This window comes from Bradyrhizobium sp. NAS80.1 (assembly GCF_001908205.1).
Taxonomy (GTDB): domain Bacteria; phylum Pseudomonadota; class Alphaproteobacteria; order Rhizobiales; family Xanthobacteraceae; genus Bradyrhizobium.
Genome location: NZ_LGHL01000138.1, coordinates 1 through 24,153, shown reverse-complemented (window position 1 = coordinate 24,153; position 24,153 = coordinate 1). Strand labels below are relative to the sequence as shown.

Below are 24,153 nucleotides of genomic sequence, written 5' to 3'. Positions count from 1 at the left end.
CGATGACGCCCTTGCGCTTCGCTAATCCTTCACCGCCATCAGGCTGGATAGAGGACTTCCACCTCCAAGCTGTCGCTCATACTCGGCACACAACAAAAAGGGCGGCCTCTCGGCCGCCCTTTCGTATTTTCAAACGATGCGACGTTACTCCGCCGCGAGCTTCACGTCCGGCGCGGCGGCGCGCACTTCGGCGTCGACCTGGGCCTCGAACTTGGCGAAGTTCTTCTGGAACATGCCGACCAGAGCACGGGCGGTCTTGTCGAACTCGTCCTTGTCCTTCCAGGTGTTGACCGGGTTGAGGATCTCGCTCGGCACGCCCGGCAGCGCGGTCGGGACCGCGAAGCCGAAATATTTGTCGGTGCGGAATTCGACGTTGCGCAAGGAGCCGTCGAGCGCTGCGGTGAGGAGCGCGCGCGTCACCTTGATCGGCATGCGCGAGCCGACGCCGTACTTGCCGCCGGTCCAGCCGGTGTTGACCAGCCAGCAGTCGACACCGTGCTTGGCGATCAAGTCGCGCAGCATGTTGCCGTAGACGCTGGGATCGAGCGGCAGGAAGGGCGAGCCGAAGCAGGTCGAGAATTCCGGCTGCGGCTCATTGCCGAGACCGCGCTCGGTGCCCGCGACCTTGGCGGTGTAGCCGGAAAGGAAGTGATACATCGCCTGCGCCGGCGAGAGCTTTGCGATCGGCGGCAGCACGCCGAAGGCGTCGGCGGCAAGCATCACCACATTCTTCGGCTGCGGTGCGCAGCCGGTGCGCGAAGCGTTCGGGATGAAGTCGAGCGGATAGGCCGAACGGGTGTTCTCGGTCTTGGAGCCGTCGTCGAAATCGACGACGCGGGTGTCTTCGTCGAGCACGCAGTTCTCGAGCACCGCGCCGAAGCGCGTCGAAGCGGCGTAGATCTGGGGCTCGGCTTCCTGCGATAGCTTGATGCACTTGGCGTAACAGCCGCCTTCGAAGTTGAACACGCCGTTCGGGCCCCAGCCGTGCTCGTCATCGCCGATCAGCGTGCGGTTCGGATCGGCCGACAGCGTGGTCTTGCCGGTGCCGGACAGGCCGAAGAAGATCGCAGCGTCGTCCTTGGCACCGACATTGGCCGAGCAGTGCATCGGCATCACGCCGCGCTCGGGCAGATAGTAGTTCAGCGTGGTGAAGACCGACTTCTTCATCTCGCCGGCATAATAGGAACCACCGATCAGAACGATCTTGCGGGCGAAATCGATGGCGACGACGTTCTCCGAGCGCACGCCATGACGCTTCGGATCGGCGCGGAAGCTCGGCATGTCGATGATGGTGAGCTCCGGCGTGAAGCTCGACAGCTCGACCGCCTCGGGGCGGATCAAGAGGGTGCGGATGAAAAGCGAATGCCAGGCCAGCTCGGTGAAGACGCGGGTCTTGATCCGGTAGGCCGGATCGGCACCGCCATAGAGGTCCTGCGCGAACAGCGACTTGCCTTCGGCGTGCTTGAGGAAGTCCTGGTAGAGCGTCTCGAACTGCTCTGCGGTGATCGACTGATTGCCGGCCCACCACATCTTCTTGTCGGTGGTCGCGTCACGTACCGTGAACTTGTCCTTCGGGCTGCGGCCGGTGAACTCGCCGGTGTCGGCGCAGAGCGCGCCGTCGGCGGAGAGCACCGCCTCGCCTGCGGAGAGCGAGTACTGGTACAGTTGTGGCGCGCCGAGGTTCCAGTGAACCTGTTTGAGATTCTTTAAGCCGAATTTGTCGGCGCCGAAGGCACCGTTGCGCACGCCCGTCTCTTGCACGAAAAAATCCTCCTAGAACCCGCGACACATAGCGCGGCCAAGCTTTGGCGCCATCGCGGTCACCGTGAATTATAGGCCGTCCGGCCTCGGCTGCACGACCTAATAATGATGAACGCTGGCGTTGCCAAGCTGATCCCGCATGATTTGGTTTATTCGAGGACCGCACCAAACATCGCGCATGTCAGCTCTGAGCAGGCGCATCAAAAAATCACGAATGATCGCGCAACCAAACGCGCAATTCGGCGTTATTTGAGGTTATTGCGACGCACAATCGTCGAGGCGGGCTTATCTTACCTCACCTTCGCCGATGAGCGCGAAGGGCCCCCACATCGCAGGGTAAGCGTTGCGCGGCGACGAAGTGTCATCAACATACGTTAGCACGGCGCGGCGCAAGGCTTCGGCGCGACCGATTCGCGGTTCGTTTTTGAGCAGCTCGAAAGTCGACGTGGTCAAGCGCGTGGCAGCTTCCGAATCCACTGCCCAATGCGAGACCAGAAGCGCGCGGGCGCCGGCATAGAAGAACGAGCGCGCCAATCCCGACAGCGCTTCCGCGCCGGGCTTGTCGCCGGCGATGGTGTTGCAGGCCGACAGTACCACCCAATCCGCATTGAGCCTGAGCTGGGCAACTTCACTCGCGGTCAGAAGACCATCGTCAAACTCCGAGGGCTGATCGGGAATCGAGAGCGCAAGCGAGGGCTCACCCAGTCCCTTGACGTCGCCGGCAACGAGGCCGTGGGTAGCAAAGTAAACGATGCCATATTGAGCAAGCGCTGCACGCTTGAGCGTCGTTTCGCTGGCATCGCGGCCGAGATGAATGTCCGCCTCGGCTGCGCCGACATCCCTGGCCACGGCGTTCAGCTCGTCCGCAGTATCCGGTAGTTGCGGCAGCGCCTGCGCAAGCCGCGCGCGATCAACGCCCGCGCCGCGCCAGAAGTCGGTATAGGCAATTGTCGCGACGTTGCGCGCCACGACCTTCCCGCTTGCAGCGCGACGATCGACCGGCCCTTCCAGGGCGGGGTTGAATACGGGGTCGCCAAAGCCGGTCATCGGCTTGACGCCCTGGTCCTTGCGCGCGAAAGCGCGCAGCGATTTCAGGCTGGCCACCGAGGGCAGCACCGAAACGGCCTGACGCCGCAACAGCCAGGCGGCGCGGCGATAACCTTCGAGCGTGTCGGGGATCGCAGCTTGCGGCGTCTCCGTGACGAGCAGATGAAACGGCAATGCGGTCAGCGCCGCCGATGGCACCACCAGCAGGCTGTGCTTGTCCTTTGTCAGCGCCTCGACCGGGCCGAGCAGCGCGACATAGAGCTCATTGGCGAGCGCAAGATCGAACAATCCTGATTTGCCGGAGGCATCGCGCGCCTTGCCGACATCGAGGCCCTTGCGAAATGCAGCGACCTTCTGCGCCAGCGCATCCGCACCGAGCGGAATCGCCTTCCAGTCAACGCCATCGCGCGTGATCGCGATGACATAGCTCTGCCTGTCGACAACGGAATAAAGCACCATCGCCTCGTCGGCCGACAGCAGCGGCTGGATGTCCTTCACCATCAGGGGCAGCGGATTGGAGAGCGAGGCGTAGTCGGGGAACTCGACGGCGAGCGTCTTCTGCAAGCCGGCGCGCTCGTTCGCGATCGTCGCGATCCGCGCGCGGCTACGCTGCTCGGCTGCGACGTCACGCTGGGCGGACTGCCTGGATACCGCGGTGATGATCGCCTTGTCGAGCGCCTCGGACTCGACCGCGAGATCCTGGTCCCGGCGCACCAGCCCGGCGAGCCGGTCGCTGCCGGCGGCCAACCGTACCGCGAGCTTGTTCACGGCGGACGCGGCGGAGGATTGCGTGCCGCGCTGGATCGCGGCGAGCGCTTCGTCCAGCGCTTTTTTCATCGGGCAGCAGATATTGCTGTCGCGCGGCAAACAGGATCGGCAGCACGGCGCGCAATTGCGCGCGACCGGTCGCGAGTGTCCTTTCCGCCAGCGGCAGCGCGTCCGCGTTTCGCCCGGACATGTAGAGGAAATAGGCGAGATTGCTGGTCGAGGTCACAACATCAGGATGATCCGGCCCGAGCGCCCGCTCGCGGATGACAAGCGCGCGGCGATAAAGCGGCTCGGCATCGGCGTAGCGCTGCTGGTGTTCGTAGAGACCGGCAAGATTGTTGAGAGAGCGCGCGACGTCGGGATGATCCGCTCCCAGCACTTTCTCGCGGATGGCGAGAGAGCGCTTGATCGGCGCCTCGGCATCCGAATCACGATTGAGGTCGCGATCGAGCTGGCCGATATTGTTGAGAATCGTGGCGACTGCGGGATGCTCGGCGCCGCCAACCTTCTGGTAGATCGCGAGCGCGCGCTGAAACAGCGGCTCGGCTTCGGCTTGGCGCTCCTGCCTGACATAGAGCGTGGCCAGATTGTTGAGAGCCTGGCCGACATCGGGGTGCTCGCGCGACAGGCTCTTTTCGCGAACGGCGAGCGCGCGCTTGAACAACGGTTCGGCCTCGGGGAAGCGACCCTGCCGCTGATAAAGCGCGGCGAGATTGGTCAGCTCGGCCGCAATCAGCGGCGGTTCGAGACCGAGCGATTTTTCCATCAGCGCGATGGCACGCTTGTAGAGCGGCTCGGCCAGATCGTCATGGCCTTGACCGGCATAGACCTGACCGAGGTTGTTCAACGCGGCGGCGAGTTCGCGACCGTTGTCGCTCTTCTCCAGGCTCGCGACCATCGCCTGCGCCAAAGGCAGCGCTTCCGAATATCTGCCGGCCTTGCTGAGCTCGTCGATCCTGGCGCTCTGCGCGGAGAGATTGCCCTTTTGGGCAAGCGCAGCCGTGACCAGGGAGGCACTCGCCGCGAGCGCCAAAGCCGCGACCAGCGTCAAATGACGGCGCTTCATGAACCCTCTCGCTGGCGACCTCGAACCATTACGGTCTTGGGTCGCCGCGATGGGCAGCAGCGTTCAATTCGTCGGAACTAGTCCGTCTTCGCGCGCGCTTCGCTGGCAAGGCGGACCAGCATCTTGCGTAGCGCCATACCGTTCGTCACCCGCTCCGGGAAATCCAGCCGCAGCGCAGTCTGGCCGTCCTGCATGTCGAGGCCTTCGGGGTCGCAGCCCGTGCAGCGCCATTCACCATCGGCTGCGCCGAGGAGCCTTGTCGCATAGAGGGCCATGGCCTCGCGATGGTCGGCATTCATGTGCTCGACCGCCCCCTCCTCCGCTCCGAGCAGATCATCAGCGCCGGTAAGGTCCGTGAGGAATTGCTCGGGCTTGAGGTCGACGATCCGGCCGAAGCCCGCAACCAGATGGGTTCCCGTGGGTCGAATCCGAAAGAACGAGAAATCCTTAAATGATACAAAGCCTTCTGCCGATGGATGGGCGTTCAGATACCGCCGCTGGAGCAGATCCTTTTCGGCGCCGGCCGGCTCGGCCCGGCCTGACAGCATGATCCGGGCGCCCTCTAACGGATCGCCGGCGGCACGCTCATCCAGCATCAGGGAGACCCGGCTATCGGCGAGGATGTTCCTGGTGTGCACGGCCAGTCCCGAGATCAGCAGGATGGGCGAACCGTCCGGATGGCTCGCCAGATTAACCAGGGAACAATAGGGATCGCCGCTGCCGGCCATCAGGGTTGCCAGCGCACCCTGTCGCGATCGCCGCAGCAGCGATTTGGCGAGCTTTCCGGGGTCGAAATCGGCGGTCGGTTGCATAGGCTTTCTCGGCTCAGGCGGTTGCAAGGTAGGCCTTTTTTCGGGTAAACGGGGATCTGGTTATGGGTCGACATGCGGCGAATCCGCCGTATTTCGTGGAACTTGGTCACACTTCAGCCCAGCTTGCATTGCTCGGTGACAAAGTTCGAACCCCAAGTTCGGGACCCATGTATGCGGCGCATTACTGGATTGCTCGCCGTTTTCAAGCCACGACCCAAACGGAAAGCAGAAAGCAGAGGCTCATGCCCACAATCGCTTTGGTCGACGACGACCGCAACATTCTCACATCCGTCTCGATCGCGCTGGAAGCCGAAGGCTACCGCATCATGACTTACACCGACGGCGCCTCCGCTCTTGACGGTTTCCGCACCACTCAACCAGATCTCGCCATCCTCGACATCAAGATGCCGCGCATGGACGGCATGGAGACGCTGCGCAGGCTGCGACAGAAGTCCGACCTGCCGGTGATCTTCCTGACCTCCAAGGACGAGGAGATCGATGAGTTGTTCGGCCTCAAGATGGGCGCCGACGATTTCATCCGCAAACCGTTCTCGCAGCGCCTGCTGGTCGAGCGCGTCAAGGCCGTGCTGCGCCGCTCGGCACCGAAGGATCCGACCGTCGCGCCGAAGGAGAACGACGCCAAGGCGCTCGATCGCGGCCTGCTGCGCATGGATCCGGAACGACATACCTGCACCTGGAAGAACGAGCCGGTGACGCTGACCGTCACCGAATTCCTCATCCTGCAGGCGCTGGCGACCCGGCCCGGCGTGGTGAAGAGCCGCAATGCGCTGATGGACGCCGCCTATGACGATCAGGTCTATGTCGACGACCGCACCATCGACAGCCACATCAAGCGACTGCGCAAGAAGTTCAAGGTGGTCGACAACGAGTTCGAGATGATCGAGACGCTCTACGGCGTCGGCTACCGCTTCAAGGAAGCCTGAGGCGCACGCGTCTTCACGAATGATGAGAGCATCGCCGGTTCTGATTCTATCGGGACCGCGATGGCTCTAAAGCGCGATGAGATTGGGATGAAGAATCATCGCGCTTTAGGTTATTGTTGGAGCATGCGGGGCCCCCTTCGCACGAGATGTCCTAACGCGGGCGTAAGCATTGCTTGACCGAACGCAGCCTCACGAGAACCAGAGCGCCGGGGATTTCGCATCCGACCGCGTTCCGGACCACGTCGCCGAGGACAAAGCGGCTCCGCAAGGGTGGGGGCCGCTGAATTGGCTGAAGCGCGCCGGGCAGTTCTTCTTCGCGCTGTCCTTCTCCAGCCTGACCCGCCGCATCGTCTCGCTCAACCTCGCCGGCCTCGTCGCGCTTGTCGCGAGCATCCTTTACCTGTCGCAATTCCGCGCCGGCCTGATCGACGCGCGCGCCCAGAGCCTGCTGGTGCAGGCCGAGATCATCGCCGGTGCAATCGGAGCGTCGGCGACGGTGCAGACCAACGCGATCACGGTCGACCCTGACCGGCTGCTCGATCTGAAACTGGGCGACAGCTATGGCGGGACAGACGACTCGCTGGATTTCCCGATCAATCCGGAGCGTGTTGCGCCGGTATTGCGTACGCTGATCTCGCCGACCAAAACCCGCGCCCGGATCTTCGATCCCAACGGCACGCTGTTGCTCGACAGCCGCGACCTCGACAACGTACTGGCCTTCCCGCTGCCGCCGCCGTCGGAGAAACCCGGCCTGGTCGAGCGCGGCATGGTCGCAGTGCGCACCTGGCTGAACCGCGGAGACCTGCCGCTCTATCGCGAGCTGGGGCGCGAGAACGGCAAGGGCTATGCGGAAGTGGGCGATGCGCTCCAGGGCCAGAAACGCTCGATGGTGCGGGTCAATTCGCGCGGCGAGGTGATCGTCTCGGTCGCGGTCCCCGTGCTGCGCTCGCGCGCCATCCACGGCGCGCTGATGCTGTCCACCCAGGGCGACGACATCGACCAGATGGTGACCGCCGAGCGCCTCGCCATCCTGAAAGTCGGCGGTGTCGCCGCCGCCGTCATGATCATGCTGTCGCTGCTGCTCGCGAGCACGATCGCGGGGCCCGTGCGCCGGCTCGCCGACAGCGCCGAGCGCGTCCGCCGCCGCATCAAGGCCCGCATCGAGATCCCCGACTTCACCCGCCGCCGCGACGAGATCGGCCATCTTTCCGGGGCGCTGCGCGACATGACCAGCGCGCTCTACAGCCGGATCGAGGCGATCGAGATGTTCGCCGCCGACGTCGCGCACGAATTGAAGAACCCGCTGACCTCGCTGCGCTCCGCGGTCGAGACGCTGCCGCTGGCGCGCAACGAGAGCAGCCGCGCGCGCCTGCTCGAGGTGATCGAGCACGACGTCAAGCGGCTCGACCGACTGATCTCGGACATCTCGGACGCCAGCCGGCTCGATGCGGAGCTACAGCGGCAGGACGCGATGGCGGTCGATCTCCGTCGCCTGCTCGGCACGCTAGTGTCGGTCGCGAACGAGACCAAGCTCGGCCACGACGTCGCCGTCGAGGCCCGCTTCGAGGGCCGCGGCCCGACCGATACGTTCTCCGTGACCGGCCACGATTCACGGTTGGGACAGGTGGTCGCCAACCTGCTCTCCAACGCGCAATCGTTCTCCGAGCCCGGCAGCAAGGTGCGCCTGACCTGCCGGCGCGTGCGCGGAGAGATCGAGATCGTGGTCGACGATGACGGTCCCGGCATCCGCGACGATGCGCTGGAGCGCATCTTCGAGCGCTTTTACACCGACCGTCCGCATCAGGGCTTCGGCCAGAACTCCGGCCTCGGCCTGTCGATCTCCAAGCAGATCATCGACGCCCATGGCGGACGTATCTGGGCCGAGAACCGCCCCGGTGCCGCGGATTCCGACGGCGCGCCGACGGTTGCCGGCGCACGCTTCGTGGTGAGGCTGCCGGCGCTATGAGCGAAGGCGGGCCCAGCGTTCACGCCTCCGCAGTCAAGATCGGACATCTGGCGGTTCTGATCCGCGGGCCCTCGGGCTCCGGCAAGTCGCGCCTTGCCTTCGAATTGATCATGGCGGGGCGCGCAGGCGTGATCGAACGGACCGTTCTGGTCGGCGATGACCGTGTCCATCTGGCGACAGTCGGCCAGGAAATTGAGGTCCGCCCGGCCCGCGTGCTGGCCGGCCTGATCGAAATCCGTGGGCTCGGAATCCGCCGCTGCGACTTTGTGGAGCATGCGACAGTCGGTCTCGTGGTCGATCTGGACGCCGCGGACGCTGAGCGGCTGCCACCAGCCGAATCCCTGAAAACAAGCATTTCCGGTGTCGAAATACCGAGAATCCCGGTGGGGCGCGGATATTTGCCCCTCCCTTTGGTTGTTGCTGCCTTGACCACTACCAAGAGTTAACCTTCTGCTAACCCTTGAGGCGATTGTTTGAAGGGATATGGTAACCATATGAACCCCACTATCGCGACCGGATAGGCCGGCGCAGCTCCCCTCATCCATCCGTCTAGATTCAGGGAGATACGCAACATCCCCTCTTGCGCGGGGGCTCTGGATGGTCAAAGTGGCGCGTTCGTGCGGCGCACCAAGAGCGCCCGCGAGGAGTTTTTCCGATGATTGGTCTAGTACTTGTGACCCACGGGCGCCTTGCCGACGAATTCAAGGCAGCGCTTGAGCACGTTATGGGGCCACAAAAGCAAATCGAAGCGATCACGATCGGCGCTGAAGATGATTCCGATCTCTGTCGAAGCGACATCATCGAGGCGGTTAACCGCGTCGATTCCGGCGACGGCGTTGCGATCCTCACCGACATGTTCGGCGGTACGCCGTCCAACCTTGCGATTTCCTGCATGAGCCGGCCCAAGGTCGAAGTGCTCGCGGGCATCAACCTTCCCATGCTGGTGAAGCTCGCCAAGGTGCGCGAGGAGCGTTCGCTGCCCGACGCGATCGCGATGGCCCAGGAAGCGGGCCGCAAATACGTCACCATCGCCAGCCGCGTGCTCGCCGGCAAATGAGCGAGCACGCTCCACTCGGAAACCCGGCCGGGACAGGCGTGCCCGCAGGGGCGATTTCCAAAGAGCTTCTGATCATCAACAAGCGCGGCCTGCATGCCCGCGCCTCCGCGAAATTCGTCCAGGCGGTCGAGCGCTTCGACGCGCAGGTATGGGTGACGCGCGGCGGCGAGACCGTCGGCGGCACCTCGATCATGGGCCTGATGATGCTCGCCGCGGGACCCGGCACGACCATCACCGTCGCCGCCGCCGGCGCTGATGCCGAAGCCGCGCTCGCGGCGATCACCGAGCTCGTTGAAAGCAAGTTCAACGAGGAAGGGACTTAGGCGGCTCTCGCCTCGCGCTCGGCTGCGCTCCCTCGCCCCGTTCTTACGGGGAGAGGGTTGGGGTGAGGGGCCTCTCCACATGCGTGAGACTACCGAGAGACCCATACCCCCTCACCCGGATCGCATCTAACGATGCGATCCGACCTCTCCCCGCAAGCGGGGCGAGGTGAAGAGGTCACTTCGCCGGCGGCGCGATGTAGATGTTCCAGCTCATCGCCGGGCCGGCCTTGCCGTGGGTGAAGCGGCGCGTCGTCATCACCATGCGCTCGGCATTCGGCGCGACCTCGGATACCCATTTCTCGAACGCCGGCCGGCGGCCGTCGGTCGGATCGAACACGCCGATGAAGCCGTACTTCTTGACGTCATCGAGCGAGGTCAGCCCGGAATCCCAGGCTTCGATCGGCATGAACGCGGCCGGATGATCGGGGCTGTAGAACACCAGCGGCTGGATCGATTCCATAGTGCCGGCGACGATCGCCCAGCGCGAGCCGAAGCGCTGGTGCCAGGCCTGCGTCAGCTCGCGCGCGAGATCCGAGCGCGCGCCATAGGTCGCCGTGTTGCCGGCATTGGCCGCCATCTCGCGCGCGGCGATCCAGGGCGAGGCGGCGAGCGTCGCCACGCTGAGCACGAGCCAGATCGCGGCGATGTTGAACAGGGCTGCGCTCTGCACGCGCAGCGCAGGGATCGCGACCAGCGCGAGCGGCACCAGGAAGAACAGCGAGATGCCCCAGTCGGTTTTCATGTAGATGCTGAAGACCAGCGCGCCGAGCGGCGGGCCGATCGCGACGATGATCTGGATGATCCAGACGTTCAGCGCCTGCGACAGGTTGACGCCCTGATTGATGCCGCGCCCCCAGGCGCGCGTGACGATGCGCAAGGGCGCTCGCAGCAGCAGCCTGAACCACGGCGGCACCAGCGCCATCGCCAGCGCGGCGAGCACCACCGGCAGCGCCAGCAGCGCGAAATTATGCAGGACGTAGCCGGCGACGAGCTGATGCACCTGGCCGCTGTCCTCGAGGCTGTAGGTGTCACCGGCATAGGTCAGCGGCACGAAATGCGCGTCCGCCAGCCAGACGATGTGCGGGATCATCGCCACCACGAGCGTCGCGATCGCAATCCACGGCGCCGGCGACAACAGGAATCTCAGCCGCTCCGGATGAATCAGCGCGGCAAGGCCGATGGCGCCGATCATGGTCAGCACCCAGTATTTGGTCATCAGCGCCAGCGCGCCGGCAAGCCCGAGAAACACTCCGGACTGCCAGCTTCGCTTCTCGAAGGCGTTGAGATAGGCGAGCACCAGTAGCGGCAGCGTGACGAGCTGCAGCAGGTCCGCGTTGTACTTGAAGCCCTTGAAATTGAAGATCGGGTAGAGCGCGATCATCACCACGACCAGGAACGCGCGCCTTGCGTCCACCACGCGCAGCGCGACCAGCCAGCAGATCACCATGCCGACGCTGACTGTCGCCATCGCCAGCGCGTAAGTCGCCCAGTCCGTCGGCGGGAACGCCTTGAACCAGAGGCCGGCGACCCAGCCCGACAGCGGCGGGTGCTTGCCATAGCCGAGCAGGAATTTCTGCCCCCAGCCCCAGGCTTCTGCGACGTCCATGTGAACGTCCTGCGCTGCCTTGAGATTGATCAGGATGAAGGTCCAGAGCACCGCATGCAGGATGGCGAGCTGGATCACCAGCCGGAGGCTGGCCTCGGGGCGGGTCGCGCAGGCAACCAGCCAGGCCCGGAAACGGTTGTAGCTCCCCCGGGTCTTCGTACGCGGCCTGGCGGTTGGGAGAGAAGTGGTCGACATGGGGCGCTTGCGTAGCGCGTTTTCGGCCCTGTTGGAATCAGCTTGGCGTGAAGAAAGGCCCTGAAAATACAGCAATATGGTTGCCGCACGGGGATGTGAGTGGTATCCCGCGCCCATGACGACCGTCCCGATTTCGAACATCCGCAACTTCTCCATCGTCGCCCATATCGACCATGGCAAATCGACGCTGGCCGACCGCCTGATCCAGATGACGGGCGGCCTCTCCGACCGCGAAATGGCGGGCAAGGAGCAGGTGCTCGATTCCATGGACATCGAGCGCGAGCGCGGCATCACCATCAAGGCGCAGACGGTGCGGCTCTCGTACCGCGCCAAGGACGGCAAGGATTACATCTTCAACCTGATGGATACGCCCGGCCATGTCGACTTCGCCTACGAAGTCTCACGGTCGCTGGCGGCCTGCGAAGGTTCCCTGCTGGTGGTCGACGCCAGCCAGGGCGTGGAAGCGCAGACGCTCGCCAACGTCTACCAGGCGCTCGACAACAATCACGAGATCGTTCCGGTCCTGAACAAGGTCGATCTTCCGGCCGCCGAGCCTGAGAAGATCAAGCAGCAGATCGAGGACGTCATCGGCATCGACGCCTCCGACGCCGTGATGATCTCGGCCAAGACCGGGCTCGGCGTCCCCGACGTGCTGGAAGCCATCGTCACCCGCCTGCCGCCGCCGAAGGGCGACCGCGACGCCACCTTGAAGGCGCTGCTGGTCGACAGCTGGTACGATGTCTATCTCGGCGTCGTCGTCCTGATCCGCGTCGTCGACGGCGTCATGAAGAAGGGCCAGCGCGTCCGCATGATGGGCACCGGCGCGGCCTACGACGTCGAGCGCGTCGGCTTCTTCACGCCGAAGATGCAGCAGGTCGACGAGCTCGGGCCCGGCGAGATCGGTTTCATCACCGCCGCGATCAAGGAAGTCGCCGACACCCGCGTCGGCGATACCATCACCGACGACAAGAAGCCGGTCGCGGACATGCTGCCCGGCTTCAAGCCGGCGATCCCGGTCGTGTTCTGCGGCCTGTTCCCGGTCGACGCCGACGACTTCGAGACGCTGCGCGCCGCGATGGGCAAGCTGCGCCTCAACGACGCCAGCTTCTCTTTCGAGATGGAGACCTCGGCCGCTCTCGGCTTCGGCTTCCGCTGCGGCTTCCTCGGCCTGCTGCACCTGGAAATCATCCAGGAGCGGCTGTCGCGCGAATTCGACCTCAACCTGATCGCGACCGCGCCGAGCGTCATCTACAAGATGAAGCTCACCGACGGCCAGGAGATCGAGATCCACAATCCCGTCGACATGCCCGACGTGGTCAAGATCGCCGAGATCGACGAGCCCTGGATCGAGGCGACGATCCTCACCCCCGACGAATATCTCGGCAGCGTGCTCAAGCTGTGCCAGGACCGTCGCGGCTCGCAGAAGGAGCTCACCTACGTCGGCTCCCGTGCGATGGTGAAATACGATTTGCCGCTCAACGAGGTCGTGTTCGACTTCTACGACCGCCTGAAGTCGGTCTCCAAGGGCTACGCCTCGTTCGACTATCATCTCACCGACTACAAGCCGGCCGATCTCGTCAAGATGCAGATCCTGGTCAATGCCGAGCCGGTCGATGCGCTCTCCATGCTGGTGCATCGCACCCGCGCCGAAGGCCGCGGCCGCGCCATGGTCGAGAAGATGAAGGAGCTGATCCCGCCGCACATGTTCCAGATCCCGATCCAGGCGGCGATCGGCGGCAAGGTGATCGCGCGCGAAACGGTCCGCGCACTGCGCAAGGACGTCACCGCGAAGTGCTACGGCGGCGACATCACGCGTAAGCGCAAGCTTCTGGAGAAGCAGAAGGAAGGCAAGAAGAAGATGCGGCAGTTCGGCAAGGTCGACATCCCGCAGGAAGCCTTCATTGCCGCGCTGAAGGTGGATAGCTGAGGCAAGCGCTGAAGCCGCCTGACGGATACCTTAGCCACCGTCATGCCCGGGCTCGTCCCGGGCATCCACGTTCTTGGCGCCGCGCGGAAGCCGTGGATGGCTGGGACGAGCCCGGCCATGACGACGAAGAGCGAGATCGGGTCCGATCCAAGCGTTTCGCGACCGGACAGCAAAAATCTCAAAAACAACCCCATGCACAGTAGCCGGCACCTTGTTGGCATTACGCTTTTTCGATTTTACGAAGTCCGTTTGACTCGTCGGGCAAAACACCGGCAGAATGCAATCATTGCGGCGCGAATGATCGGCTGATCGAAGTCGATGGTCGGCGTCCCGCAGAGAGCCCTCATCATTTCGGCGGACAGCTAAGGCGAAACCGTCATTCCGGGGCGCGCCACTTGGCGCGAGCCCGGAATCCATTTCTCCGCTTTGCTTGCAGCGCGATGGATTCCGGGCTCGCGCTTCGCGCGCCCCGGAATGACGATCCCACGAATACCTTGATCCTCGCCACGAAATAGACCGCTCGCGGCCGAATGGGCGAGCAAACGCGCATAACGAGCAAACGCGCATAACAGGGCAGCCTTGCCCTGTGTCGGCAGATAGGCCACCATCCTCGCGCGCACCATCAACTAGACCAAAAGCGCTGAGGAAACGCATGAGCAAGCCGTCAAGCTTCGACTATGGCTGGGTCGTTGTCGCCGCGGGCGCGCTGATGACCTGTGTCGGCTTCGGTACGATGCTGTCGCTTGCGGTCTTCCTGCAGCCGATCTCGGAATCGATGGGCTGGTCGCGCGCCGGCGTGTCGGCGGCGGCGACGTTCGATTTTCTCTGCATGGGCTTTGCCGCGTTCTTCTGGGGCGCGCTGTCGGACCGTTTTGGCACCCGCATCGTGGTCCTCGCCGGAAGCGTTCTGTTGGGGCTCGGCCTCGTGACCGCGAGCCAGGCCGCACACCTCTGGCAATTCCAGCTTTTCTTCGGCGTGCTGATCGGAATTGCCGCCGGCAGCTTCTACGCACCGATGATGGCGCTCGCGAGCGCCTGGATCGAGAAGAACCGCAGCCTCGCAGTGGCGCTGGTCTCCGCCGGGATGGGCGTGTCGCCGGTGACGATCGCGCCGACCGCAAGCTGGCTGATCTCGACCTATGACTGGCGCACCGCGATGCTGGTGATCGGCATCGCTGCGTGGGCGCTGCTGATCCCGGCCTGCTTCCTGGTGCGTCCTGCGCCACGGACGGCTGGCCCCGCAACTCCGGACGCGGCACCGGAGACGGAGCTGACCGCGGCGCAGGCGCTGCGCACGCCGCAGTTCATCGCGCTCGCCGCGGCGCATTTCGCCTGCTGCGCGGCGCATTCCGGCCCGATCTTCCACATGGTGTCCTATGCGATGGTGTGCGGCATCGCCCCGCTCACGGCGGTGACGGTCTACAGCGTCGCCGGCGTCTCCGGGCTCGGCGGGCGCCTGCTGCTGGGCGCGCTGGCCGATCGCGTCGGCGCAAAACCCGTGCTGGTCGGCGGCCTGTTCGTGCAGGCGATGTGCATCGCGACCTATCTCGCGGTGGCCCAGCTCGGCGAATTCTACGCGCTCTCGGTCGTGTTCGGCCTCGCCTATGGCGGGGTGATGCCGCTCTATGCGGTGCTGGTCCGCGAATTCTTCGGGGCGCGCATCATGGGCACGGTGTTCGGAGCGGTGTCGGCCTTTGCCAGCCTCGGCATGGCGCTCGGGCCCTGGGCCGGCGGGCTCGTGTTCGACACCTTCCAGCAATACACATGGCTGCACGCCGGCTCCTTCGCGATCGGGCTTGCCGCCGTCGCGGTGGCGCTGAGCTTTCCATCCAAACGCAAGCAACCGCTCGAGCTTGGCCGCGCGGCGGCCTGACGAGCGCGATCTACTGCGCAACGAAGGGCCATGACGCGCGGGCGCGATAGGTCCAGAGCCCGAAATTGCCGCCGATGCCGCTGCGCTCGCCGCCGATAGCTATTTGCGCACCGTTGTCAAATTTCGCCGTCAGGCCGCCAATGGCGCGCGCCGACCAGCCATCAAGGATGACAAACGGGATTGCCCCCGGGGCCGGCGCCCCGGCGCTGTCGCCGTTGAAGTAATAGTCGCCGTAGACTCCGACGTAAGGCGTCAGGATGGTCGTAGCGGACCACGTCAGCGGATAGGCCAGTTTGACACCACCGCTGGCGCGGCCTGTCGAGAAGTCGCGCGCTGTTTGCAGGGTGCCGAGCGTGTCGGTGTAGGCATTCTCGCGTTCCCACAACGCATAGACGCGCGCCGATGGCTCGATCTGGATACCGAAATTGCTGTAAGCGCCGGTGAGCCCGCTTGTGACAAGCCAGCGGTTGCCTGCGAACGAACCAGCGGCCGTGCCTGCTGTGCCGTCGTACCCGATCCCGGAATATGCGACCCCGGCGTCGAAGCGGATGCCCTGCGTAATCTTCCAGCCGAGATAGGAGCCCACGGTCCAGCCGTCGCCTTTCAGCCGGCCCAACAGAGCGTCCGAACGATAGTCGAAGGTCTCGTAGCCGCCGAGTATGCCCACCAGGAAATCAGGCGTAAATTTCCGGGTGAGACCGGCCAGCAGGTTGACCTGGTTTCCGTAAAGCACGCTTGCTCCGGGGACCGTCGACAAGTTGCCCCAGCGATCGAGGGTCGCCCCGCGCACTTCGGCCCAACCCAGCCATTCCCTCGGCTCGGCGACACGGAGCGGCGGTGCCTTGGTGGGCGCCGCGTAGCCCAGCGCATTGAACGTGTCATCGATGCGGGCGGGCGAACTGGACTGAGAGCCCAATCCGCGCCCGTTGCTCGCAAAGGTCCCGTTGGCGCTCGCAAAAGGATCATTGGACCGGAGAGCGGCATTCGCCGGCTGCGCCTCCGGATCGGCGGCGAAATTAAACCGCACACCACTGGCGCTCGGCGCGATGAAGGCCCCGCCTCCATTGAAGGCCTCACCAATTGCGCTGTCGATAGCGCCGGAGATCGCCTGCCCCGAAACCTGGGCCACAGTTGGCGTCACCAATACCTGCAACGCGCGCAGCCTGAGGCTGTCCGCGGGCGTGTTGACGGCCTGCGTCAGTGTCGGCGAGCTACTGGGACCGAAATTTCCGGCTCCCACGTAACTCGCCGTGATTGCGTGCGATCCGACCGTGAGCGATGAGGCGGTAAAGGAAGCAATGCCGGCAGCTAAAACCGCGGTGCCGATAGCAACGCCGCCGTCGTTGAACGTTACGGTGCCAGTCGGCGTGCCGCCGCTGCTGGTTACCGTGGCGGTGAACGTAACCGCTTTGCCAAATTCACTCGGGTTGAGCGAGGACGCAAGCGCCGTCGCCGTGGCTGCTTGACCTACCTTCTGTACCAGCACGCTCGATGTGCTGGCTGCGAAATTCGCGCTGCCATTGTAAGTCGCAGTCATCGAATGCGCGCCGAGAGCAAGTGACGAGGTGGTAAAGACTGCCGTCGCCGCCCCACTCAACGGTACCGTTGCCAGCACCGTCGCTCCATCCCTGAACGTGACATTACCCGTTGCCGTGCCTGCCGAAACCGTGGCCGTGAGAGTCACGGATTGACCGAACATGCTGGGATTGAGCGAAGACGTCAGTGTCGTCGTCGTCGCCGCGGGGGCGCTCACCGTCGTCGTCACGCTCGAAGTATTGTTGGCGAGGTTCGGGTCGATTGTGGTGGTTGTCACCGTCGCGGTGTTGGTCAGGATCGTACCTGCGACGGCGTTTACAGTCGCCGTTAGCGTCAGCGTTTGCGGGGTACCGGTCGTGACCGTTCCAACCGTCCACACACCCGCGCTGAAGGTCCCCTGGCTCGGGGCCGCGCTCACAAGCGTCTCGCCAACGGGCAGCACGTCGTTCACCGTGACGTTAGCAGCCGCGCCGGGCCCGGCATTGATCACCGTGATGGTGTAGGTAATGGTTTGTCCTTGTATGACGGTTGCGGGAGCCGCCTTGCCAATCGACAGGTCGGCGCCGATCGATACTGGTGTGATCGTTGCGCTCGCACTGTTGTTCCCGGGATTGGGGTCGAGCTGATCGCTGTGCGAGATCGTGGCCGTGTTCGTCTGCGAACTGGAGTCGACCACGGTGGCCTGCAACTGCAATGTTTGTGGGGTACCGGTCGTGACCGTTCCCACCGTCCAGACCCCCGTACCACTCACGTAGCTTCCCTGGCTCGGAGTCGCGCTCACGAACGACAAGCCGGCGGGAAGCAGGTCCTGCACGATGACGTTGGTGGCCGTGTTCGGTCCCGCATTGCTCAAGGTGACGGTGAAAGTCACCGTGCTCCCTACATTCGGGGTCGGATTGGACACCGTCGTTGTGAGCTGAAGATCGGCCTGCTGCGGCGTGACGGTTGCGCTCGCGCTATTGTTCCCGGGATTGGGGTCGAACTGATCGCTGTGCGAGATCGTGGCCGTGTTTGTCTGCGAACCGGAGCCGACCACGGTGGCCTGCACTTGCAGTGTTGGCGGGGTGGCGGTCGTGACTGTTCCCACCGTCCAGACACCCGTACCGTTCACGTAGCTTCCCTGGCTCGGAGTCGCGCTCACGAACGACAAGCCGACGGGAAGCAGGTCCTGCACGATAACGTTGGTGGAGTCGTTCGGTCCCACATTGCTCAGAGTGACAGTGAAGGTGATGGGGTCCCCCACGTTCGGGGTCGGATTGGACACCGTCTTTGCGAGCTGAAGATCGGCCTGCTGCGGCGTGACGGTTGCGCTTGCACTGTTGTTCCCGGGATTGGGGTCGAGCTGATCGCTGTGGAGAATCGTGGCCGTGTTCGTCTGCGAACTGGGGCTGACCACGGTGGCCTGCACTTGCAGTGTTGGCGTGGTGCCGTTCGTGACCGTTCCCACCACCCAGACACCCGTACCGCTCACGTAGCTTCCCTGGCTCGGAGTCGCGCTCTGGAACGACAAGCCGGCGGGAAGCAGGTCCTGCACAGTGACGTTGGTGGCGTCGTTCGGTCCCGCATTGCTCAGACTGACAGTGAATGTGATGGTGTCCCCCACGTTCGGGGTCGGATTGGTCACCGTCTTGGTGAGTCCAAGATCGGCCTGCTGCGCCTGCGCGGCCTGCGAGCCAAAGGCGGCAAGCATGATGACGAGCAGCAGCCCAAAGACGCCGACACGTCCCAGACTCCGCCCTATCGCGCGCACTCCGGAGCGCCGCGCCAAACGCGGTCTATCGGCGGTTGCACAAACCGCCGTACAAGTGTCAACGACCTCCGACATTGCAGCCCCCAGCCGGAATCTATGCCTCATCCCGTCCGACTCTTAGCAGCCGGGGGCATCCGACGAATTGGCTTGCGCGACCAAAAAAATGTCCCAAAATTCGTTTGTGAAAACGTGTTGCAATCGCGACACATTCCGATCGGGCTTGCCGCCGTCGCGGTAGCGCTGAGATCGGGCCGGCTTGGAATTGCGGGTAGAAACGCGAAAGCGCGCTGCGCCGGCGCCGCCTTGTCACACCCAGCGCCGTACCCGGGCAACATAGCCGTCATAAGCGGCGCCGAACTGGCGGCGCATCTTGGCTTCCTCGAAGGGAATGTGGACCCAATTGGCCGTTGCGAACACGGCGATGGGCGCAATGAACATCGGCCAGGCCCCAACCCATACCGCAATGCCCAGCGAAAGAAGCACAAGACCCAGATACATCGGGTTGCGGGTGAACCGGTAGGGACCGCGGGTGACGAGGGCTCGATTGGCAGGCGAGGTCGGTTCGATTTCGGTCCCCTCACGCCGAAACAGGACGAGAGCCCACACCGGCGGGACGAACGCGATGGCTACCAACGCCATTCCGAGCGGCGGAAGCGGCAGGCCGGGAAACTGCGGCCAGCCGAGTGACCAGCTCAGCGCCGCGCAGAGCAGGATATAAATCAACGCCCAAATCGGCGGAGGAAGCTTCAGCATGATCGAGCCCACTGGAGTCGACGCTCTGTCGGCGTCCCGGTTGTTGTTGCGACGTGCCGCAACCGCAACAATTTGCCCGCTTTGGGTCCACTGCGCCACCCCATTCAGCTCATCGAAGGTGTGTGTCAGAAGGCGACGGCCCGACCACATCGCCGCGAGTGGCCGATCTGCAACGGTCTCATCCCACCTTGCCGTCTCTCCACGGATAGGTCACCGCCCCTACCCGTCCAATAGAAGGCAAAGGGGACGAGGAAGGCATGAACAAGCCGCAGGGCTTCGACCTCGTCGAGCGGGCGCGCGCTACAGCCGCTCATCATGAGCGAAGCCGACGAGATCGAGCGGACGCGGCGGCTGACGCCGGGCGTGGTTTCCGCGCTCATCTAAGTTGACGAACGGTTCAGGGCGCGAGACTTCTGCCTCATCGCTTCGTTTTCAAAATAGGCAATCCCGTTCTGGGCCGAACTGTCAATGAATTCGGCCACAAAGGCGCGCCCGATATCGTCCTGCTCGATCGTGCCGAAAGACCCCGGAATAAAACGCCCCAACCAGGCTATGTAGCCTGGGGTGTGAACATTTCCTGCGATAATTCCCGGACGAAAAATCGCGAGGCGCTGGAAACCTGTCCTTTGGACTGTCTCTTCCTTCAGGCCCATGATCCGCGCATAACGGACCCTGCTTTTCGCGGTGCTCCCCGCTGCCGAGAGCAGGGAAAATCGTTTTATCCCGCCGGCATGGCAACCGCGGGCAAAGCCACCGACGACGCCTATTTCGAGGGCCGTCAATTCCTCCTCGCTCCACTTCATGCTGCCTTTGCCGACGCCGACACATGATGCCCCGTAGACTGGGTCACCTTGCGCGACCATGCTCTGGGCAACCTTGGTCACCTCTCCTGAAAACCGGGCATCTGCCGTATCCAGGATCACTTGTCGCACGCGCGAGCTGGCGTTCGGAGAAGTTACCCTGCGACTGACCATCACGACTTCGGCGCACGATGGCTCCGCAGTGAGTGCGCGCACCACAGCATCTCCGACCTGTCCCGTACCGCCGATGATCAAGACACGAAATACCATTTCAGCCTCATCGCGAACGCTGCAGCGCCGCATCCACCTTGCTGCTTTCCTTCCTAGCCACATATCCCCCTTGCGCAAGCGCCTTGGGTTGCGAATCGATACGTTCGCGCCGCCACCTTGATCCGTGCCGCCAAATAGACCACCATCGACCCCTTACCGCTCACCGCAGAATGGGCGAGGAAACGCGAACATGGATGCAACTCCCGGGGTTGGACTGGTCGAACGTGCCCGGGCGATTTCACCGCTGATTGCGCGTGAAGCCGACGAGATCGAGCGGACGCGGCGGCTGACGCCAGCCGTGCTCAGTGCGCTGATTGAGAACGGGCTTTACCGCGCGCTGCTGCCACAGAGCCTCGGTGGCGCGGAGGCTCCGCCTGAAACCTTCATGCAGATGATGGAGGAGATCGCGAAGGCGGATGCCTCCACGGCGTGGTGCCTCGGCCAGTGCAGCGTCTGCGCGATGATCGCGGCCTCGCTCGATCGCGACACCGCGCACGAGATCTTCAACGCAGGCCCGGGCATCCTCGCCTGGGGGGCGATCGCGCATGAGGCGCGTGCGGTCGAGGGCGGCTATCGCGTCACGGCGCGCTGGGACTTTGCCTCGGGCTCGCGGCAGGCGAGTTGGCTCGGGGCGCATGTCCGCATTCTCGGAGCCGACGGCACGCCACGCAAAAATGCCGACGGGTCGCCGGAGGTGCGCACCATTCTGTTCCCCGTCGCGAGCGCGACGTTGCATGACGTCTGGCAGGCGATCGGACTCGCCGGCACCGGGACGGACTCATACGAAGTGAACGACCTCTTCATCCCAGAGCGCTTCACGGCGTTTCGTGATGTGCCATCTGCGCTGCGTGAGAGAGGTCTGCTCTACAAAATTGGCACCGGTTCGACGTTCAGCCTCGGCTTTGCCGCGATCTCGCTCGGTGTGGCGCGCACGACGCTGGACGCCGCGATCGCGCTGGCGCGCGCAAAGCACCAGTCGCTGGCCGCGCACGCCATGCGCGACAACCAGGCGGTCCAGGGCCTGATCGGCCGCACCGAGGGCGATTTGCGCGCCGCGCGGGCCTATCTCTATGCGACGGCGAATGCGATGTGGCGTGACCTCAACGCGACCGGCGAGTTCAGCGCCCAGCATCGCAGCGCGGTGCGGCTGGCCGCGACCTGGACCATCCATCAGTCGGCCAGGGTGGTCGACACCGCCTATCACATGGCCGGCGCAACCGCGGTGTTCCGCAGCAATCCGTTCGAGCGACGATTTCGTGATATGCACGCCATCGCCCAGCAGCTCCAGGCCCGGGACACTCATTACGAGGATGTCGGCAAGGCGATTCTTTCCGAGGGACGTTGATCGCCGGCGCACGAAGCTGCGACGCTTTGCCTCGCAATACGACGAACCATGCGCCCACTGCATCGAGTCATGCAAAAGGATGGCAGCGCCCGCGTTAAATCACGGAGCCCGTGGGGCCCTTGTTAAGCATTTTCTGGGACCTTTCCACAAAGCCAAGATCAATATTTGGAATGCCCCGGAATTTTCGATGCTCAAGATCAAGTCGATTGCGGCCCGCCTGATTCTCGCCATCGCACTCACCGTGGCGGTGGCCTGCGCCATCCTCTCCGGCTTCTCGATCACGCAGCAGCGGGCGCTGACACGGATGGCGCTCGATCAACAGCTCAAGCTGCAATATGAGAGCGTGATCGCCGCGATCGACTATGAGGGACGCGCCGCGCTTGCCGTCTCGTCCGTGATTGCCGCATTGCCGCCGGTCGGCGACGCCATCGCCAAGGGAGACCGCGAGGGCCTGTCCGCGCTGCTTGGCGATGCCAACCAGGCGCTCAAGGCGCAGGGCATCCCGCTGATGACCTTCCAGGTTCCACCCGCGGTGGTGTTTCAACGGGTTCATTTGCCCAAATCCTTCGGCGACGACGTCTCCGCGCGCCGCGAGACCGTCGTCGAGGCGATCAAGGGTGGCCGCCAGATCGTCGGCGTCGAGCCGAGCCGTGAAGCCATCAGCATTTTCGGCATGACGCCGATCATGCGCGGCGGCAAGAGCCTCGCCAATGTCGACATCGGCGCCGTCTTCGGCAAGGAATTCGTCGACCGCGCCAGGAAGCGCTTCGGCATCGACCTCGCCGTCTACTCCCTCGACGGCAAGGATTTGAACAAGCTGTCCTCGACCTTCGGCAACACCGTCGTCACCACGCTGGATCAGCTGAAGGGCGCCATCAACGGCGCGCCACTGCTGCGCGAAGCCGAGCTCGACGGCCATCCGGTCGAGGTCTACGCCGGGCCGATCAAGAACTACGCAGGCGCGCCGGTCGGCGTACTCGAGATCATCAAGGACACGACCGAATACGAGGCCGCGTTCGCCACCGCCGAGCGCAACCTGATCCTCGGCACGGTCGCGATCCTCGCTGTTGCAATCGTGCTGGCGCTGCTGCTCGGACGCGGGCTGTCGCAGCCGCTCACCGCGATCACCGCCGTCATGAACCGGCTGTCGAGCGGCGACACCAGCGTCACCATTCCCGGCAGCGAGCGCCCGGACGAGCTCGGCACCATGGCCAAGGCGGTCGACGTGTTCCGCCGCAACATGCTCGAGGCCGGCGCGCTGCGCGAGGCGCAGGAGGCCGACAAGGCCAAAGCCGAGGTCGAGAAGCAGGCGCTGCAGCGCCAGATGGCCGATCGCTTCGAGGCGGATGTTAAGGGCGTGGTTGCCGCCGTCGCCAAGGCGACCGAGGGCATGCAGAGCGTCGCCGGCGAGATCACCTCTAGCGTCAACGGCACCTCGCAGCGTGCATCGGCCGCGGCCACCGCCTCCGAAGAAGCTTCGACCAGCGTGAACGCAGTCGCCGCGGCGACCGAGGAATTGGCCTCGTCGGTCAGCGAGATCGGCCGTCAGGTCACCCATTCGAGCGAGGTCGCGAGCGGCGCGGTGGTCAAGGCCGCCGAGACGACGGAGATGGTCACGAGCCTCGCCGCCGCCGCCGAGCGCATTGGCGACGTGCTGCGGCTGATCAGCGAGATCGCGAGCCAGACCAACCTGCTCGCGCTCAACGCCACGATCGAGGCCGCCCGCGCGGGTGACGCCGGCCGCGGCTTTGCCGTCGTCGCATCCGAGGTGAAGGACCTGGCCAGCCAGACCGCGAAGGCGACCGACGAGATCGCCAGCCAGGTCAGCGCGATCCAGGCCGCGACCGGCAATTGCGTCACCGCGATCTCGGGGATCAGCGACACCATCCGCGAGATCAGCGGCATCGCGGCGACCATTGCCGCCGCAGTGGAGCAGCAGGGCTCGGCGACGCGCGAGATCGCCCGCAGCGTGCAGCAGGCCTCCGCCGGCACTACCGACGTCTCGGCCAATGTCGCCGGCGCAAGCCAGGCCGCGGATCAGTCGCGCGCACTGGCCGGCAATGTGATGGTTGCCTCAGGCGAGCTCGGCGAGCATGCATCCGCGCTGATGAAGAGCGTCGACACCTTCCTGGCAGGCCTGCGCGCGGCGTAGTGCTGCGTACGAATTGGACTGGAGCGTTTGCTCATCAACCCGATTGGCCGCGAACACATGCCATGTCTGCTCTGCCCCGGATTGTGTTGAAAAACTCGGTTTTCTGTGAGGTGTAATTTTTCTAAGCCGTGCTGACGCGTTCTCGCGGCAGAGACGTGGGGGACCGCGTCAGTTCGTTCGATTCAGCCGACGAGCTTCCCAT

General features: G+C 64.3%; 15 protein-coding genes and 3 pseudogenes. 10 read left to right on the top strand and 8 right to left on the bottom strand.

The genetic code is table 11. From position 1 onward, the window contains the following. Positions 1–144: 144 nt before the first annotated feature. From AC629_RS29155 to AC629_RS29145, 3 genes and pseudogenes are all read right to left on the bottom strand, one after another. A complete protein-coding gene (locus tag AC629_RS29155) occupies positions 145–1,761 on the bottom strand; it encodes a phosphoenolpyruvate carboxykinase (protein WP_084808310.1) in 1,617 nt (538 codons plus the stop codon). Positions 1,762–2,046: 285 nt separating this feature from the next. Then, positions 2,047–4,642: pseudogene (locus AC629_RS29150) on the bottom strand (CHAT domain-containing tetratricopeptide repeat protein). 77 nt (positions 4,643–4,719) lie between these two features. Next, on the bottom strand, positions 4,720–5,454 hold the full coding sequence (locus AC629_RS29145; protein WP_084808309.1) for a HugZ family pyridoxamine 5'-phosphate oxidase: 735 nt from the start codon (positions 5,452–5,454) through the stop codon (positions 4,720–4,722). 242 nt (positions 5,455–5,696) lie between these two features. Here AC629_RS29145 and AC629_RS29140 point away from each other — a divergent pair, with 242 nt between their 5' ends. The 5 genes and pseudogenes from AC629_RS29140 to AC629_RS29120 all read left to right on the top strand — a co-directional run bounded on the left by AC629_RS29140 (position 5,697) and on the right by AC629_RS29120 (position 9,744). Further along, positions 5,697–6,398, top strand: coding sequence for a response regulator transcription factor (locus tag AC629_RS29140; RefSeq protein ID WP_008542552.1), 702 nt, complete (start codon positions 5,697–5,699; stop codon positions 6,396–6,398). Positions 6,399–6,567: 169 nt separating this feature from the next. After that, on the top strand, positions 6,568–8,364 hold the full coding sequence (locus tag AC629_RS29135; protein WP_084808308.1) for a sensor histidine kinase: 1,797 nt from the start codon (positions 6,568–6,570) through the stop codon (positions 8,362–8,364). Continuing rightward, a pseudogene (locus AC629_RS29130) lies at positions 8,361–8,828 on the top strand (HPr kinase/phosphorylase). The gene AC629_RS29135 and the pseudogene AC629_RS29130 overlap by 4 nt, the downstream one beginning before the upstream one ends. Before the next feature lie 191 nt (positions 8,829–9,019). Next, positions 9,020–9,421: a PTS sugar transporter subunit IIA gene (locus tag AC629_RS29125; protein WP_024339151.1), complete on the top strand. Its 402-nt coding sequence runs from the start codon at positions 9,020–9,022 to the stop codon at positions 9,419–9,421. Then, positions 9,418–9,744 carry an HPr family phosphocarrier protein gene (locus AC629_RS29120; RefSeq protein WP_084808306.1) on the top strand — a complete coding sequence of 109 codons (327 nt, stop codon included), beginning with the start codon at positions 9,418–9,420 and terminating at the stop codon, positions 9,742–9,744. Before AC629_RS29125 ends, AC629_RS29120 begins: the two co-directional genes overlap by 4 nt. Positions 9,745–9,919: 175 nt before the next feature. On the opposite strand, the gene AC629_RS29115 is transcribed toward AC629_RS29120, so the two are convergent. Then, positions 9,920–11,545, bottom strand: a complete 1,626-nt coding sequence (locus tag AC629_RS29115) for a glycosyltransferase family 39 protein (RefSeq protein ID WP_084808305.1) — start codon at positions 11,543–11,545, stop codon at positions 9,920–9,922. Positions 11,546–11,660: 115 nt separating this feature from the next. Here AC629_RS29115 and lepA point away from each other — a divergent pair, with 115 nt between their 5' ends. Further along, a complete protein-coding gene (gene lepA / locus AC629_RS29110) occupies positions 11,661–13,472 on the top strand; it encodes a translation elongation factor 4 (protein WP_084808304.1) in 1,812 nt (603 codons plus the stop codon). Positions 13,473–13,834: 362 nt separating this feature from the next. Here the strand turns inward: lepA and AC629_RS47155 are convergent, their stop codons facing one another. Then, a complete protein-coding gene (locus AC629_RS47155) occupies positions 13,835–14,080 on the bottom strand; it encodes a hypothetical protein (protein ID WP_168195609.1) in 246 nt (81 codons plus the stop codon). Positions 14,081–14,124: 44 nt separating this feature from the next. Here AC629_RS47155 and AC629_RS29105 point away from each other — a divergent pair, with 44 nt between their 5' ends. Then, positions 14,125–15,345 carry an MFS transporter gene (locus tag AC629_RS29105; RefSeq protein WP_084808303.1) on the top strand — a complete coding sequence of 407 codons (1,221 nt, stop codon included), beginning with the start codon at positions 14,125–14,127 and terminating at the stop codon, positions 15,343–15,345. A gap of 10 nt (positions 15,346–15,355) precedes the next feature. Here AC629_RS29105 and AC629_RS29100 read toward each other — a convergent pair whose 3' ends face one another. Together AC629_RS29100 and AC629_RS29095 are read right to left on the bottom strand one after the other, a co-directional pair. Then, on the bottom strand, positions 15,356–18,631 hold the full coding sequence (locus AC629_RS29100; protein WP_168195608.1) for an Ig-like domain repeat protein: 3,276 nt from the start codon (positions 18,629–18,631) through the stop codon (positions 15,356–15,358). A gap of 306 nt (positions 18,632–18,937) precedes the next feature. Continuing rightward, positions 18,938–19,384 (bottom strand): methyltransferase family protein, encoded by a 447-nt coding sequence (locus AC629_RS29095; protein WP_084808311.1) that lies wholly within the window; start codon positions 19,382–19,384, stop codon positions 18,938–18,940. A gap of 257 nt (positions 19,385–19,641) precedes the next feature. Here AC629_RS29095 and AC629_RS50735 point away from each other — a divergent pair. After that, positions 19,642–19,765: pseudogene (locus AC629_RS50735) on the top strand (acyl-CoA dehydrogenase family protein); the annotation flags it as partial. Here the strand turns inward: AC629_RS50735 and AC629_RS29085 are convergent. Then, entirely contained in the window at positions 19,765–20,454 is a 690-nt protein-coding gene (locus AC629_RS29085; RefSeq protein WP_084808300.1) for an NAD-dependent epimerase/dehydratase family protein, read from the bottom strand. The pseudogene AC629_RS50735 and the gene AC629_RS29085 sit on opposite strands and share 1 nt — an antisense overlap. Before the next feature lie 190 nt (positions 20,455–20,644). On the opposite strand from AC629_RS29085, the gene AC629_RS29080 reads away from it, so the two are divergent. Together AC629_RS29080 and AC629_RS29075 are read left to right on the top strand one after the other, a co-directional pair. Next, positions 20,645–21,799 (top strand): acyl-CoA dehydrogenase family protein, encoded by a 1,155-nt coding sequence (locus AC629_RS29080; protein ID WP_084808299.1) that lies wholly within the window; start codon positions 20,645–20,647, stop codon positions 21,797–21,799. 187 nt (positions 21,800–21,986) lie between these two features. Beyond that, positions 21,987–23,951, top strand: coding sequence for a methyl-accepting chemotaxis protein (locus tag AC629_RS29075; RefSeq protein WP_084808298.1), 1,965 nt, complete (start codon positions 21,987–21,989; stop codon positions 23,949–23,951). The last annotated feature ends 202 nt before the right edge of the window (positions 23,952–24,153 follow it).

Bases quoted from the DNA above. Each gene is read 5' to 3' on its own strand.
- AC629_RS29145 (WP_084808309.1), bottom strand. From the start codon at position 5,454: ATGCAACCGACCGCCGATTTCGACCCCGGAAAGCTCGCCAAATCGCTG.
- AC629_RS29140 (WP_008542552.1), top strand. From the start codon at position 5,697: ATGCCCACAATCGCTTTGGTCGACGACGACCGCAACATTCTCACATCC.
- AC629_RS29125 (WP_024339151.1), top strand. From the start codon at position 9,020: ATGATTGGTCTAGTACTTGTGACCCACGGGCGCCTTGCCGACGAATTC.
- AC629_RS29120 (WP_084808306.1), top strand. From the start codon at position 9,418: ATGAGCGAGCACGCTCCACTCGGAAACCCGGCCGGGACAGGCGTGCCC.
- AC629_RS29115 (WP_084808305.1), bottom strand. From the start codon at position 11,545: ATGTCGACCACTTCTCTCCCAACCGCCAGGCCGCGTACGAAGACCCGG.
- lepA (WP_084808304.1), top strand. From the start codon at position 11,661: ATGACGACCGTCCCGATTTCGAACATCCGCAACTTCTCCATCGTCGCC.
- AC629_RS47155 (WP_168195609.1), bottom strand. From the start codon at position 14,080: ATGGTGGCCTATCTGCCGACACAGGGCAAGGCTGCCCTGTTATGCGCG.
- AC629_RS29105 (WP_084808303.1), top strand. From the start codon at position 14,125: ATGAGCAAGCCGTCAAGCTTCGACTATGGCTGGGTCGTTGTCGCCGCG.
- AC629_RS29095 (WP_084808311.1), bottom strand. From the start codon at position 19,384: ATGCTGAAGCTTCCTCCGCCGATTTGGGCGTTGATTTATATCCTGCTC.
- AC629_RS29085 (WP_084808300.1), bottom strand. From the start codon at position 20,454: ATGGTATTTCGTGTCTTGATCATCGGCGGTACGGGACAGGTCGGAGAT.
- AC629_RS29080 (WP_084808299.1), top strand. From the start codon at position 20,645: ATGGATGCAACTCCCGGGGTTGGACTGGTCGAACGTGCCCGGGCGATT.
- AC629_RS29075 (WP_084808298.1), top strand. From the start codon at position 21,987: ATGCTCAAGATCAAGTCGATTGCGGCCCGCCTGATTCTCGCCATCGCA.